Annotated in this window: 17 protein-coding genes; 2 read left to right on the forward strand and 15 right to left on the reverse strand. The window is 48.6% G+C overall.

Annotated elements, in window-relative coordinates:
- Positions 1-43 precede the first annotated feature (43 nt).
- Both cobO and GO003_RS13715 read left to right on the forward strand, forming a co-directional pair.
- Complete coding sequence (cobO, locus tag GO003_RS13710) at positions 44-580, forward strand: cob(I)yrinic acid a,c-diamide adenosyltransferase (RefSeq protein WP_159652667.1); 537 nt, start codon at positions 44-46, stop codon at positions 578-580.
- A 143-nt stretch (positions 581-723) separates the two neighbouring features.
- Entirely contained in the window at positions 724-1,086 is a 363-nt protein-coding gene (locus GO003_RS13715) for a hypothetical protein (protein WP_159652669.1), read from the forward strand.
- Between the two features lie 421 nt (positions 1,087-1,507).
- On the opposite strand, the gene GO003_RS26185 is transcribed toward GO003_RS13715, so the two are convergent.
- The 15 genes from GO003_RS26185 to GO003_RS13785 all read right to left on the reverse strand — a co-directional run bounded on the left by GO003_RS26185 (position 1,508) and on the right by GO003_RS13785 (position 13,208).
- Positions 1,508-1,630: a hypothetical protein gene (locus tag GO003_RS26185; RefSeq protein ID WP_269144394.1), complete on the reverse strand. Its 123-nt coding sequence runs from the start codon at positions 1,628-1,630 to the stop codon at positions 1,508-1,510.
- Between the two features lie 327 nt (positions 1,631-1,957).
- Positions 1,958-2,917 (reverse strand): alcohol dehydrogenase catalytic domain-containing protein, encoded by a 960-nt coding sequence (locus GO003_RS13720; protein ID WP_159652671.1) that lies wholly within the window; start codon positions 2,915-2,917, stop codon positions 1,958-1,960.
- An 80-nt stretch (positions 2,918-2,997) separates the two neighbouring features.
- Positions 2,998-3,582, reverse strand: a complete 585-nt coding sequence (locus tag GO003_RS13725; RefSeq protein WP_159652673.1) for a hypothetical protein — start codon at positions 3,580-3,582, stop codon at positions 2,998-3,000.
- A gap of 4 nt (positions 3,583-3,586) precedes the next feature.
- Positions 3,587-3,784, reverse strand: coding sequence for a hypothetical protein (locus GO003_RS13730; protein WP_159652675.1), 198 nt, complete (start codon positions 3,782-3,784; stop codon positions 3,587-3,589).
- 212 nt (positions 3,785-3,996) lie between these two features.
- On the reverse strand, positions 3,997-4,665 hold the full coding sequence (locus GO003_RS13735; protein WP_159652678.1) for a hypothetical protein: 669 nt from the start codon (positions 4,663-4,665) through the stop codon (positions 3,997-3,999).
- A gap of 15 nt (positions 4,666-4,680) precedes the next feature.
- Positions 4,681-5,952, reverse strand: a complete 1,272-nt coding sequence (locus GO003_RS13740) for a hypothetical protein (RefSeq protein ID WP_159652680.1) — start codon at positions 5,950-5,952, stop codon at positions 4,681-4,683.
- 26 nt (positions 5,953-5,978) lie between these two features.
- Positions 5,979-6,755, reverse strand: coding sequence for an outer membrane lipoprotein-sorting protein (locus tag GO003_RS13745; protein WP_159652682.1), 777 nt, complete (start codon positions 6,753-6,755; stop codon positions 5,979-5,981).
- Between the two features lie 26 nt (positions 6,756-6,781).
- Complete coding sequence (locus GO003_RS13750; RefSeq protein WP_159652684.1) at positions 6,782-8,008, reverse strand: ABC transporter permease; 1,227 nt, start codon at positions 8,006-8,008, stop codon at positions 6,782-6,784.
- Positions 7,995-8,714, reverse strand: coding sequence for an ABC transporter ATP-binding protein (locus tag GO003_RS13755; RefSeq protein WP_159652686.1), 720 nt, complete (start codon positions 8,712-8,714; stop codon positions 7,995-7,997). Before GO003_RS13755 ends, GO003_RS13750 begins: the two co-directional genes overlap by 14 nt.
- Before the next feature lie 63 nt (positions 8,715-8,777).
- On the reverse strand, positions 8,778-9,458 hold the full coding sequence (locus GO003_RS13760; protein WP_159652688.1) for an SDR family oxidoreductase: 681 nt from the start codon (positions 9,456-9,458) through the stop codon (positions 8,778-8,780).
- Positions 9,452-10,267 carry an SDR family NAD(P)-dependent oxidoreductase gene (locus GO003_RS13765; protein ID WP_159652690.1) on the reverse strand — a complete coding sequence of 272 codons (816 nt, stop codon included), beginning with the start codon at positions 10,265-10,267 and terminating at the stop codon, positions 9,452-9,454. Before GO003_RS13765 ends, GO003_RS13760 begins: the two co-directional genes overlap by 7 nt.
- A 14-nt stretch (positions 10,268-10,281) precedes the next feature.
- Positions 10,282-10,863, reverse strand: coding sequence for a tetratricopeptide repeat protein (locus GO003_RS13770; protein ID WP_159652692.1), 582 nt, complete (start codon positions 10,861-10,863; stop codon positions 10,282-10,284).
- 58 nt (positions 10,864-10,921) lie between these two features.
- Positions 10,922-12,463, reverse strand: coding sequence for an FAD-dependent oxidoreductase (locus GO003_RS13775; RefSeq protein ID WP_159652694.1), 1,542 nt, complete (start codon positions 12,461-12,463; stop codon positions 10,922-10,924).
- Positions 12,460-12,771 (reverse strand): hypothetical protein, encoded by a 312-nt coding sequence (locus tag GO003_RS13780; RefSeq protein WP_159652696.1) that lies wholly within the window; start codon positions 12,769-12,771, stop codon positions 12,460-12,462. The genes GO003_RS13775 and GO003_RS13780 overlap by 4 nt, the downstream gene beginning before the upstream one ends.
- A 2-nt stretch (positions 12,772-12,773) precedes the next feature.
- Positions 12,774-13,208 (reverse strand): hotdog family protein, encoded by a 435-nt coding sequence (locus GO003_RS13785; protein ID WP_159652698.1) that lies wholly within the window; start codon positions 13,206-13,208, stop codon positions 12,774-12,776.
- Positions 13,209-13,217 lie beyond the last annotated feature (9 nt).

Raw genomic sequence — 13,217 nt, forward strand, 5'->3', positions numbered from 1 at the left:
GCTTTCGGAGATTACAATACACCGTATTATTCAAGGAGAATTTATGAAAGTAAAAGAAAGACGACATGGCATTGTTCTGGTCAATACCGGTGAAGGCAAGGGTAAATCCTCAAGCGCATTAGGCATGGTGTTTCGTGCAGCAGGATGGGGCATGAAAGTCTGTGTCATTCAGTTTATCAAAGGCCAATGGCAAACCGGCGAACAGAGAGCGGCCGAGCGGTTTGATAATATCGAGTGGCATGCGCTTGGGGATGGGTTTACCTGGGATACCAAAAATCCCGAGCAGGATATTAAAACCAGCCGGGAGATTTGGGAATTCAGTAAGCAGAAAATTCTTTCCGAAGAGTTTGATTTTGTTTTGCTGGATGAGATCAATTATTGCTGCGGTTATAACTGGATTTCCGGACAGGAAATTGCCGATTTTATCGCCAACGATAAACCCAAATGGCTGCATCTGGTGTTAACTGGGCGTAATGCACCCCCTGAAGTCATAGACATTGCCGATACCGTTACTGAAATGATGCCGGTCAAGCATGCTTTTTCTAAAGGGATTAAAGCGGAGCAGGGTGTTGAATTTTGATTAATCCGGATAATTTATAGGTTTATTGTCTGGCGGCATTGCTGAGTCAACCGTAATAACATAGAATTTTCTGCCAGGTTTGAACTTGGCAAAGAAAGTTATGTTTTAACTTCATTCTTAATCAAACTTTATGAGGACATTTTATGTCTGAAACACAAAAAATAATCGGAGCCGTCTTGGGGGTCATCATTATTGGTTTTCTGATTGTGGGCACCAGTAAGGAGAAGACCCCGGAAGAAATGGAAGCATCATCGATGATGCTTTCGTACAGCTCGATGCAGACTATGGCTGGCCAGAAATGTCCGGCTGCGGTATTGAAAGAGACCGGAGAGCAGGTCTATTTTCCTTCCGAGACAAAATCCGATAAATCCACTTTCATCACTCTAATGTATAAAGGTGAAACCGAAAAATTCAAAAACGCCTCCTGCACGCTGCATTTGACTCTCGGAGGAATTTCCGAATTAATTATTGATGACAAGGTTGTCATAAAAAAACAGGTTAAATAAAGCCGTCCTTTTTGCTATTGCCCATAGCCATAGGTTTTCTATATTTGTTTATAGACGGCCTATGGCTTGTACGTCGCTGGTGTATCGAAGATTAATATCGCCATGAAAAAATGCATCTCCTCATCGAAACTTTTCACAGCCTCAGCGAAAACGGCATAAAACTAGAACTGTTGGCCGTCCTGGTCATGTGCGTGATCTGTCGAACCTTAATCGCCCTCCTCACCGACCCGAATCCCGATCGCTTATCGATACCTCAGTTTAATTGGCCATTAACACTGAAGTAGGAAAAGCTATTAAATTGGAAAGGGAGTTTGTCATATGACATGCTGAATGCTTGCGGCGTTCTATTAGGCTCTGATTTTGTTGACCTTCGTCCGCCCGCTATACGTTAACCTGGAACGGACAGCAGGAAAGCCAATCGTCATCGGGTGTCATCATCTCCACTGGCTTTGGTTCGACCGGCTGGTTTCAATCCCTGCAGGCCGGGGCCCAAGGTGTTTGCGGCACCCCGTCTCACTTCCTGAGCGGCAGTTTTGCCTGGCATGAACAGCGTCTTCAGTTCACCGTTCGCGAACCGTTTCCAAGCCGAACCACGGGCACCAGTCAGGTGTTTGGGGCAGTAACGCCCGAGACGCCACTGACCTTAGAATCGCACATGCCGGAAAATGGTGTGATCTTTTCCGATGGCATTGAAGCCGATTATGTCGCGTTCAATTCCGGCACCCGGGCGACGATCCGCGTAGCCGACACACTGGGGCAATTGATTATTTAAACGAAATTTCGAGTCAGTAGCCCGGCTTTCATGGCGACTGCGCGGGTTTTCTGTTGAGTTATTGGTCACCCAGAGGGACTGACCCAGCGGATCAAGGGGTTAGCCCTGCAACAGTATTTTTCTAACGCCGGCTTGGGCGGCATGAGTTAACGCGGTTAAGCCTTCATTTAAATGATAATACCCGTCAATCAGTGTTTCAACCGGGACAGTTTGCTGTTGGAGCAGGGCCAAAGCGTCGGCAAAAGGCCCGCAGCGAGAACCGAGAACAGTTAATTCATAAATCACTATTTTGCTTAAGTCGAGGGGTTCTGTTGACGAAAACGTACTCTTAAGGACCAAGGTGCCTCGCGGCTTGAGGATTCGCAACGATTGCCTGAAACCGCTGGCCTGGCCGCTGGCATCGATCACACAAGCAAACTGATGATCCGCCACCTCCTCGATTAAGGCCGTCTTGAGCTGCCACTGTCTCGGTAATGCCAGGGACGCTTCCGAACGCCCCAGTACTTCAATATCATAACCCGCCAAAGCTAACACCTTGGCAATCAGCAGGCCCAATCGTCCCGGACCGACTACTGCCACTGTCGTAACGGTCAAAGGTTCCAGTTGCTTTACCACCCTAAGGGCGGCGGCCAAGGGCTCGGTAAACACAGCCGCTTGATCCGAAACCTCATCAGGCACGATATAAAGTTGACTGACCGGTAGCGTAAAGTAGTCGGCGAAAACACCGTCTTTGCCGCGGATGCCCAACACAGTTCGACGTTGGCAATGCTCAGGCCCCTCGTGCAGACAATTATAACAGTGTTGACAGCCGATATTGATCGAACCCACCACGCGGCGGTTAAGCCAGTGGCGATGTTCGGGGTGATTCACCGCGTCCACAACCCCCACAAATTCATGACCGATGATGCCGGAGAAACCGGCATATCCTTTTACCAACTCCAGATCAGTGGCACAAATACCGGCGAGTTTCAGGCTGATTAATGCTTCATTGACACCGGCTACAGGCTTGGGGACATCCTGCCGGTACGATAAACCGTTGTTTAATACAAGTGCTTGCATAGCGATATTCTCAATGAAACGGGGTGGCTTGCCACAATAAGCGGTCGATAGTTAAATGGCTTATACGTCAACAGTGCGCATTAGACAACAGGCATGGCATCTCGCGGATGATATCGCATCGACGCCAGTTCCGCAGCGGTCAGAATTTTATTGACGTTTCGCCATCCCGGCTGCCAGTAGCCCGGAAAGGGCTGCACGGCCAGGTCCATGAGTCGGCCTAATAGCGTAAAAGCAGTGTTGCTGTTGACCGAGACTAAACCCACTATTCCAAAAGGCGTATACGCTACGTCAAGGCTATTCAGATAAGGAATAGCCCTGACTGCATTATCCCATCGGCTTAAAACATCATCAGCGTTTCCTGCAAAAACCGACATGGCTTTTTGATGAGCCTTGATGAAATTCAAATCATCATCCGGATTTAAGCCGAATAAGATAGCCCGTGGTCCAAAGTGATAGAACTTCAATTGATCGCCAAACCTTCCGATAGGCAGAATTTCGTTTTTAAGATTCGTTGCCAGCCCATGCAATTGACCTAACACCGTGTTCCTTTCATCGCGTAAAACCCAAAAATCATGGGCGGCCACGCCCACAATAGCGTAAGCACGCGCTTCAATCGAATAGTTAAGGGTTGGCGTTTTGGGCTTGCTTTGTTTTGTGCCTGTCATTTTATTAGCGAGTGATACCCCTAAATTGCATCTTATGACCACGAGCTATCGCAGCTAGACACCCCCACATGGCAGCAACTAATTGTTGCTTTCCGTCGGCATCCTTCGCCCAATTGATGATCGACACTACTACAATGTCCAGATTTGAATCCTTAGAGCCAGCGAAAAAGATCAGGAGTAAAAAAGCCTCAATGTTTTTCATGAAGTATTGCAGCTCATTGAAAGACTAAGATTTTATCAAATTTAAGACCCGGTTTTTTTGATAGGTGATTTTTTTCGGGGAGCTGCGACAGTGACGGTTGTCAGTTTCGCTTGATTGACTTGTAAAATTGCACCGGATAGCCCAATAGTGAGGTGTTTATCGGAGGCAATGGAGCTCAGTCAAGCCACGGTCAAGTGGACAATTGCCGATTTTCATTTTTTCGACAGTTTGGCGAGTGTTTTATTTGCCCGGTCCACGCTTTGAGGGTCGGCATTAAGTTGGATGATTCTTTTTAAATAAATGCGTGATTGCTGAGGATCGGTGCTCTTAAGCGCTTCCAGCCTGACAGCTGTTTCATAGGCAGCCACCTGAGCCGACGGTGCATATAAATCCGATTGCTTTTCTATTTTTGCAAGCAATTTTTCCAATGATCCAGTGGCTTTGTCACGAGAACCGAACATATCCACTTCGGCATAGGTATTTATTTGAATCAGTTGCACTGTAAAATTGTCAGGCGCTGTTTCCGAGGCTCTTTGAATATCGGTTAAGCATGCCCAAACACCGGACAGTTTGTCTAAACCCATCAGCCAAGGCCCTTTCCGACCCGCAATTTTGCAGTTGTTGGCAGCATACCAGGCTTTTGTTTCCATATCGTCCGGATTTTCCGTGACCAGTTCTGATAATAAGGCATTGGCTTCGTCAATATAATTATGGGTAAAATTCTGCCTGGCGATTTCCAAACGGCTATCGAAATCTTGTTCGCCTTCTAATGATTGGAGATATTCCATGTCACTCTTGGACCAAGGTTCTTGAGGAAATTCCTGGCTGCAGCCGGTTAACAAAGTGATGCCGAATAGTGCCGTCCAAGGTGTAAAGCGCATGAAGATTCTCCTGGATTAAAAAAGTAGAGTTAAGCCTGAATAAAGTACAAACCGGAACGGAATATCGGCGGTCTCAGAGCCTGAAATGTCGCCGTAATATTGCCCGCCCAGCATCAAGTCAAGTCCGTCTGTAATAGGATAAGATAACAAGCCGCCCGCTATGACGCTGGAATCCTGAATGCCGTAGCGCACAAATGCTTTGGCTTCCACGTCGCCGATTAAACGACTGTCAGCGACACGGGCGAATAAATAATGCCGCTTCATCGAGCCCAGCAAGCTGTTTGATCCGCCCAGAAAGCCAGCAGCCGGGGCTGCGAACTGGCTGTTGAGCAGTGCGGCGGACTGGTCCGCGTCTTGTACTAGGCTTTCATATTCGTCTTCGCTATAAGCTTCGCCGTTGTAAAAGTATTCAAAGATTAAATTGATTTGACTGTCGGTAGTGTACTGGCTGCCGATTAGAAATTGCGGACGCCACTCCGTCTGTGAGTCCTCTTGAAATATAAAAAAACTGTCTCGACTGTTTACCGTGATACGCTGGGGCAAAACGGTACGGCGCTTATCTCGTAGACTGAATTCTCCATGCAGCTCAAGCTGGCTGCCGACAGTGATGGAATAAGAACTGCCAATAAAATTCATATCATCCAGCCGAGCATAAGTCAGACTGGCATCGCTGTTGTCGAATTGCTTGTTAAGTTTCAGCGCAAACGCGTTTTGATATGTCCCTTGAGTTCCATATAGCTTTTCCCGTGGTTTATGACGGACAAAATAAGCAGTGGCGGCCCAGTTGTTATCGCCTGTCCAGTCTGCGGACGCAAAGAGGTTGCCGTGGCGTTTGTAGGCAATCGCCCTGTCTTCAAAATTGATTTCCCGGTCCTGAAAGGGATTGCTGGGGTTCCAGATATAACCGGGGCCCCAATGCTGAATATCGATGCCGCCGCTGACGACGATACTGTCAGTGACATTCCAGTCAAAAGCGCTGCCTTGAATAAAAAACTTTTCCTCTGTTTCGTCTCCGGTCACCTGGCTTTGCAGCCAATAATCGCCGCGCAGCGTGACCTGGCTGTAATTGAATTTAGGCGTCAGGCGCAGACCCAAAAATCCGGTGTTTTCGGGATTGTCAACAATCCCGCCGCCGGGATTGAATACCGTATCGGATCGCCCCGGCGTGTATTGCCAGGACAACTCCGATTGCCCTCGAACATCGAGTTCTCCCACCTGAAATGCCGATAAGGCGGGAGAGGTCATGCTTAAAAGCAGCAATGGAATAAATTGTGAATAAGCTTTCATTGCCTGAGCGTAATAAAAAGGCTTTACTACAAACGTTTCAAAGCATTAGCGCTGAAGCGGGAAGCAGGCAATTCGACCACTTTAAAATTGGAATATTCCATCAAAGTTTGTTTACCCTCGGCCAGCGGATTGATAATCTGAATGCTGGTCAATTGCTCTTTGTTGCCCTGGCCAGGCTGTTTTTCATAACGCTTGTAGTAAGCAGTTTTCAGCAGTTTGCCGGAGGCGGCAAAAAAATCCGCTTTATACGGTTTGAAATCGTCAGCACGCAGCCATAATTTCAATTTATCGTAAGTGGCCAAACTGTCAGCTTTAGCTTTTAATTCCAGCACATGGCAAGGTATAGCGTCTACAGTTTCTGCGCCTAAGTATTCAGGATCGTAATCCCCTGAAAAATCGGTGCTGGCAACGTCGCCGTTAGCCGCTTCGCCCAATAATCTTTGTTGCGGTGTGATCCGTATCGGTTTATGGCTTGACGGAGAATGAAACCATAAATTTTTTTCAGCCATAAGCAGGGCTTTGCCGCGTTCACTCACCGGTTCGTTGTAGATGACCAGCGAGGTATGCGGGTTTAAAATTTCCACCTTGAGAGTAAAAATTTGATCGTCTTTGCCCGGCTCGATGCTGTTCAGCTTCAGATCGAAAGTAAAGGACTGTCCTTTAAAATTTCTATATCCATCGGCTTTAGCCAGTAATTCTGTGGCGTCCGGTTTGGGGGAATTTGCTCCCTCTGCCGATACCGGAGTGGTTATTAAGGGTTGAGCCACTATAAGTGCAAGTAATAATTGAAGTCTTAAAAACATTGTAATCTCCTGAATAAGTGTTTACGTCACACGTGCCGCAAGGCATCCACAATGGCTTTTCGGGATGCTTGCAGCGCCGGAATAAAGGTCGCAAAAAAGGCAATAACGCCAACCACAAACACCGTACTGAACCAGATTTCCTCTACGTACTGCAGATGCAAGGGGTAGCCTTTAGATGAACCGGGCGGCGGCGGCATCATGATTTCAAGGCTGTTGATCAGCCAGGTGATGGCGATGCCTGATGCTACGCCCAGCAACGCCCCAAGCAACGCGAGCATCAGTCCCTCCGCCAAGAATTGTCTGATTATTCCGCCTCTGCGCATGCCCATGGCGCGCAGTGTGCCTATTTCGGATGTGCGTTCCATCACCGTGACGATCATGGTGTTGCTGACGCCGAATAGAACAACAATGTAAATGACCAGATTGATAAAAAGGAAAAAACCGCTATAGAGATCGACGACTTTTTGGTAAAAACTGGCCATTTTGAACCATTCAATCCATTCAATATCCAGTTGTTGCTGCTGCGTTTTGTCAACAATAGACGCGACGGCTTCCGGTAGCGCCAAGGTATCGTCCAGCAGCACTACGAGGGTGTCGATAGACTGAGTATTCAACAGGTTTTGCGCATTTTCGAGCACCATCATCATCGCCGCATCATCGTATTCTTTGGCGAAACTCTGAAAAATGCCGACGACCTCAACGTCGACGGCATTCATCACGCCGTTCACGGTAGTTCCCAGCAACGTCAGCGTATCGCCTACCTTGGCATCTATGCCTTGAGCCAAGCCTTCGCCCAACAATACGCCTTCCGGTTTGGCCGAGTCCAAATCAGTTCCGTCGGTTATCGTCAGCGCCGAGTTGATCAACGCCTCACTGTCCGGGTCTACCCCGCGAACAATGGCTGCGCGGCTGTTTTGTTGGTTGCCCAGCAAACCCGTAAACTCCAGTCGGCGGGATGTGATCAGCACGTTCGGAATAGATTCTAATAAAGCTTGCGCCTGACGGGTCAGATCCGGCGTCATGCGGTATGGGTTCGGTTCCCTGCGGTAATTGAGTTCGTAGCCTTTTTGATGGATTTGCAGATGGCCATACTGGCTGCGAATAATCGACTCGCGTAAACCGATATAGTTGGCTTCAACAAAGCCCCCGAACAGAACAATACCGGCAACGCCCACGAGTATCGTCATCATTGCAAATAGTGAACGGCGTTTGTAACGCAGAATATTGCGCCAAGCTATTTTAAATACAAGCATAAACATTCCCTCGCTTAGTTTGTGTAGTCGAATCGTTTGTGACCAGTCCGTCACGTAGCATGATGCAGCGTTCCGCACCTGCCAGCAGTTCCGGATTATGCGTGCAGATAATCACGGTAGAGCCATGACTGAGTGAGAGATTAAGCATCAGTTCCATAATCGCAGTGCCGGTGGTTGAATCCAGGTTTGCAGTGGGTTCATCTGCAATCAGCAGCTGTGGTTCATGCACCAGCGCACGGGCAATGGCAACACGCTGACGTTGACCACCCGACAACTCATTCGGAAAATGGCCGGCATGAGCAATGAGACCGACTGCCTCAAGGATCGTCTGCACTTGTTTGCGGCGCTGACCGTAGGGAATGGAACGGTTCAGCAGCAGCGGATACTGCACGTTTTCAAATACATTCAAGACCGGCATCAAATTAAAATTTTGAAAGACAAAACCGATATTACGTGCCCGGAAATCGGACATTTCCCGGTCGTTGGTTAACGTGATATCTTTGCCTCCGATCGTGACGTTGCCGTTGTCATATTTATCCAGGCAGCCAATGATGTGCAATAAGGTTGACTTGCCGCTGCCGGAAGGTCCCCCCAAAAATAGCCGTTCGCCTTTTTTAACGTTGAGAGATACGCCTCTCAGTGCATGCACCGTGTTGTCGCCCAGCCGGTAGTGTTTAGTTAGATTATTAACTTGTATAAAGCTCATAGTTTTTTGAGGTCGAATTAATTGTCATCGAAAATGCATGTGGGTTAGCTGATTTAAGGCGGACTACATAACCAAACCATCGTTAATATGCAGTATCTGGCCGTTCAGCCAATGTTCATTGCCGGCCAAATGCATGATGTTATTCGCCAGGTGTTTCAGGCTTCCTATTTTGCCTAAACCGCTGACTTTTAACATCATGGCTTCGGCAGGGGTATATTCGTTTTGAGGATCAATTTCTTCCATTACACCCAAGCAGATGATGTTGACGGCGATACGGTAGCGGCCCAATTCCTTGGCCAAGCTTTTGCTCATACCTATCAATGCACCGCCTACCGTCGAACTGATCAAACAGTTGTGTCTTCCTGCTACGGCCGAGGTATCGCAGACAATGATGATCTGCCCCGGTGATTCGCTTTCAATCATCTTGAGCGCCAAGCAGCGGACCGAAACGAGTAAACGGCTTACGGAGTCCAGTGTTTGTCGCACTATCTCACCGGCATCGGGACATTCTGTTTCGTCGGTACGTACCCGGTCGCAAAACAGCAAGGTATCGATATGGCCCATGGAGTTATATGCACACTCTATGAGGTTCGTCATTGCCGGCAAAAGCGGTGTTTTGCCATCCTCTTGAAGAAGGATTTCATCGCTATTCAGGATTTTGGCACCTGCGTTGGATAACAAAAGCAACAATGGCTCCAGATAGCCGATTTCTCCAACGAGCAATATGTGCGGATTGACTACCATGTTATCAAACCTCCTGTAACGTTTAAGACGGTGCCTGTTACGAAGCCGGATTCCGGCGCCGCCAAAAAAGCAGCCAGCCCCGTTAAATCATCCGGTGTGCAGGTTTTTTTTATCGGCGTAACACTGGATATGAGCGTTTGTGCATGCGACTTCATGTGACTGGCCAGACCACCTTGTACAACTTGTGGCGCAATACAGTTGGCTGTCCAGCCTTTATTCGCAATCTGTCTTGCAACACTTTTGGTATAAGCGATGACGGCGCCTTTGGCTGCGCCATATAATGAACGCATGGGTTGGCCGACCAAACCGGTAATCGAGGTAATGTTGATGATGCGCCCGTGTTCAATAGACTGCTGCTGGGTCATGAATTGCGATAAATAGACAACCGGGGCCAGATTGCCCTGAATGACAGCGGCGACATCCTCTTCGGTCAGCATCAACAGCGAATTATCGCGTGACATCCCAACGCAATTGATCAGAACGTCTATTCCGCCCAGCTCTGATTCCGCTTCTGCAAAAACCCTTTCGGCTTCGTAATAATCATCCAGTTTTCCACGTACCGCAACAGCACGAACCTGACCGGTGCTGGCGGTGTTAACAAGCTCAAGCAGCCTGTTTACCGCTTCGGCATTGTTCTGGTAATGCAGCGCAACCGAAGCGCCTTCTATTGCCAAGCGTTCAGCCAATACACTGCCTATGTTGCCGCTGGCGCCGGAAATCAAAACCCGGCGTCCCGATAGCGGCAGGTGTGGGAGGGCACGCCTTGGGGCAGTGTTGTCTGCAGGATGTTGCTCAGTTATCGTTTCCATGTCGGTGAATGGGGCTAGAAATTATCAACAAGAATTTTTTCCGCTTCCGCCAATTTGGCGTTTGCATCGGCAATGTATTCCTGTGGGCAACCTTGTGATTCGCACTGTTTCAGATAATGCTTGAAATCCTCAACGGCAAATTTGGTGCGCATCAAAAATGCCGGCAGTTCCAGGCTGTTGTAGGCTCGGGTTAAGCGAACCACGGTATTGTCCGGAGCAGTTTGCACGGCCTTGTCCAAAAGGCGCGTTCCCAGTTTTACAAAAAACGTCTTTTTACCGGGGTCGGATTCAAACAGCGCTTTCATGGTTGTTACGCTTCCCAGCCAGGCGCTGGTTTCCGGATCATTTTCCTGTAAAGCTTTGGCTGATTTCAGGTAATTTTCAGATGTGCTGATCTGTTGCTTGTCGGCATGAGTTCGGCTTAATTGATGCAAAATAATGCCGGCGGATTTTAATGCTTCGAAATCATTAGGATTTTCCTTTATTTTCGCTTCGAATTGATGCAATGCCGTTTGAGCTTCTTCGCCACGTAGATCCTGTACCGCAATTGCAAATGCAGACGTTGAGGAAAATAACAAAAGATAGAGTGTTGCCATTTTTGTTTTCATTGTGATGCCTTTTTAGTCAGTCAGTAAGTAATTGAATAAAGAAAAATTAAACAGCCTGCTCCTCCATTATCAGTTGCGCGTCTATGCCGGCTTCCATGCCGGACCAGACGGCCGAATACAATCCGGAAATGCCGAACGAATCACTGTGAGCAAAGACGACACGGCCGAATGGCTGTTTGGCGGCGGCACAAAGTTGATCCATGCCGGGCGCACAAGAAACCATGGGATGGCCCCATCGATGTAAATATATCGATTGGACCGCCCCCCGACTTTGCGGCATGATTTCGTGCAGATCGCCAATAATCATCTTGGCAAGGCTGCCGGCAGTTTCACTGTAGAGTGAAATGCGGCCGGGCTTTCCGGGATAGGGAACATAAACCGTCAAATGGCTTTTGTCTTTCGGGCTGCGATTATTTTTTAACCAGTCCGCTGCAATGATAAAGCGGCTGAAATGAGAAGCGCTGACTGTTTCAAAAGCCTGTGCGACTGGCCGGGTTAGTTCGACCTGAGCGACTAAATAGGCATTGTAATTGAAGCGGTCATAGAGCTTGGGTCGGCCTTCGGCCAGTCCCCGCACCGCGTATTTGGCATACATTTTTGGCGCCGCCACGACGACACAATCGGCGGCTATCGTTTGCAGTGATTCATCTTTATGAACACCGGTAACCCAGACTTTGCCGTTGCTTTTATTTTCAATATTGATCACGGTAAAGCCGGTCAATATTGCATTCGCATTTTTATCAAGACAACGAGCGTGTAATTTCTCGGCAATTACACCGTGTCCGCCGGGCAGCGTAAAAGCAGGCTGCCGCAGTGTGGAAAGAATGTACAACGCAGCCCAGGCCGATACCTTGTCTCCGTTTTCGCCCAGTCGCGAGCTTAATATCAACTTCATGAAATGCCGTGCCGCGGAGGTATAGTTTTGCTGTGCCAGATACTGCCCGAAGGTCAAACGATCCAGTTCCTTGATGCCCGGTTTGTTTTCAGTGCGGGGAAAAAAGATGCCGTTGACTGGATCAGACAATGCCGCCAGATCAAGTCCGAGCTGTCGAAACGATATACGCTCTTCATCTGTTACCGGTAAACGCTGCGAACCCTCCTGCAGTGGGTTCGCAACGGAGCAGCCATTTATGTGATAGGACAGATGATCCCCTTCAAGCGGTTCAAAAGGGATGTCAAGATCGGTAAAGAAATCGGTAAACGGCGCAATCGATCCTTGGTTGACTATAGCGCCCAACGGATAGTGAATGCCGTTGGCTTTTCTGCGTCTTGAGTTTCCACCGATGTCGTTTTCTTTTTCCACCAGCAGAGCATCGTAGCCGGCTAAATTTTTCAAGGTCGTCAAACCGGAAATGCCACCTCCGACAATGACCACATCCTTGTTTAGCGAAGGAGCCGGGACAGAAAATTGCCGGCCGTCGCGGAGCGTGTGCGTTATTTGGAAATGATCGATTTCATCAAATTCGGCAGGCAGATCAACCGCGCTGATTTTACCGTCGGGATCAACGCGAAAATTGATGCCGGCACAAGAGCTCAGGCCCAGTGCGCCTAAAGCCATCATCGTTTGTAATGCTTGTCTGCGATTCATAACGGCAAAAACTCAACGGTGTACTGTCCGCTCGCGACCAGATTGCCATCCTGATCGAAAATCCGGCACTCGACATCCGTTTGTTTTAATTGGCATTCGACACGAACGCTGAACTCTGGCAAAACCGGCCGGATAAATTTATGCCGGACAATATTTTTAATTCGGCAGCGGCGGCCCGGTTCCTGCGATAGCGTATCCTTTACGAAATTGAGCAGCATGACGCCCGGCAATATCGGACGGCCGGGAAAATGGCCGTGCAACACAGGTTGATCCGGACTGATAAAGTAATTTTTATTGAAGATTTTCATTGTTATCCTCCCAAGACCACAATTTTGCCGCTAGCGAGTTTGCGTTGCTGTTGTTCTGCCTTGAAGTTTCCTGCGCTCAAACTGCCGAAGCGAGACACGACAGTAACTGAAACCGTAACAGGCAGGTCTGAATCGGCCGGGTCATCAAAGTCGACCTGATCGAAGCTGAGCAGCAAGCGTTCGCCGCCTTCATCCGGCTTGCGGTCGGGCGAATTACTGCTGGACAATACCACCCCTAACAGCTGGGCGGCTCCTTCCAGAATCAGTTCATCTTTAAGCGCAGCCGCAGTCAATGTGTCCCATAAAGCAAGACTCTGCGAAAACTTCAAAATGCTTTTGCCGCTGATGCCGGGGTTTGTAATTTCTATGGTATCCAGCAACAGGATAGGGTCACGATGCGGCAGAATTGCTTGAATGGCGGTGTGGTCGATTTTCATCTTGTTATC

Origin of the sequence: Methylicorpusculum oleiharenae (assembly GCF_009828925.2) — a bacterium.
Lineage (GTDB): Bacteria > Pseudomonadota > Gammaproteobacteria > Methylococcales > Methylomonadaceae > Methylicorpusculum > Methylicorpusculum oleiharenae.

Bases quoted from the DNA above. Each gene is read 5' to 3' on its own strand.
- GO003_RS26185 (WP_269144394.1), bottom strand. From the start codon at position 1,630: ATGCCAGGCAAAACTGCCGCTCAGGAAGTGAGACGGGGTGCCGCAAAC.
- GO003_RS13735 (WP_159652678.1), bottom strand. From the start codon at position 4,665: ATGCGCTTTACACCTTGGACGGCACTATTCGGCATCACTTTGTTAACC.
- GO003_RS13720 (WP_159652671.1), bottom strand. From the start codon at position 2,917: ATGCAAGCACTTGTATTAAACAACGGTTTATCGTACCGGCAGGATGTC.
- GO003_RS13750 (WP_159652684.1), bottom strand. From the start codon at position 8,008: ATGCTTGTATTTAAAATAGCTTGGCGCAATATTCTGCGTTACAAACGC.
- GO003_RS13715 (WP_159652669.1), top strand. From the start codon at position 724: ATGTCTGAAACACAAAAAATAATCGGAGCCGTCTTGGGGGTCATCATT.
- cobO (WP_159652667.1), top strand. From the start codon at position 44: ATGAAAGTAAAAGAAAGACGACATGGCATTGTTCTGGTCAATACCGGT.
- GO003_RS13725 (WP_159652673.1), bottom strand. From the start codon at position 3,582: ATGACAGGCACAAAACAAAGCAAGCCCAAAACGCCAACCCTTAACTAT.
- GO003_RS13765 (WP_159652690.1), bottom strand. From the start codon at position 10,267: ATGGAAACGATAACTGAGCAACATCCTGCAGACAACACTGCCCCAAGG.
- GO003_RS13785 (WP_159652698.1), bottom strand. From the start codon at position 13,208: ATGAAAATCGACCACACCGCCATTCAAGCAATTCTGCCGCATCGTGAC.
- GO003_RS13780 (WP_159652696.1), bottom strand. From the start codon at position 12,771: ATGAAAATCTTCAATAAAAATTACTTTATCAGTCCGGATCAACCTGTG.
- GO003_RS13775 (WP_159652694.1), bottom strand. From the start codon at position 12,463: ATGAATCGCAGACAAGCATTACAAACGATGATGGCTTTAGGCGCACTG.
- GO003_RS13770 (WP_159652692.1), bottom strand. From the start codon at position 10,863: ATGGCAACACTCTATCTTTTGTTATTTTCCTCAACGTCTGCATTTGCA.
- GO003_RS13760 (WP_159652688.1), bottom strand. From the start codon at position 9,458: ATGGTAGTCAATCCGCACATATTGCTCGTTGGAGAAATCGGCTATCTG.
- GO003_RS13745 (WP_159652682.1), bottom strand. From the start codon at position 6,755: ATGTTTTTAAGACTTCAATTATTACTTGCACTTATAGTGGCTCAACCC.
- GO003_RS13740 (WP_159652680.1), bottom strand. From the start codon at position 5,952: ATGAAAGCTTATTCACAATTTATTCCATTGCTGCTTTTAAGCATGACC.
- GO003_RS13755 (WP_159652686.1), bottom strand. From the start codon at position 8,714: ATGAGCTTTATACAAGTTAATAATCTAACTAAACACTACCGGCTGGGC.
- GO003_RS13730 (WP_159652675.1), bottom strand. From the start codon at position 3,784: ATGAAAAACATTGAGGCTTTTTTACTCCTGATCTTTTTCGCTGGCTCT.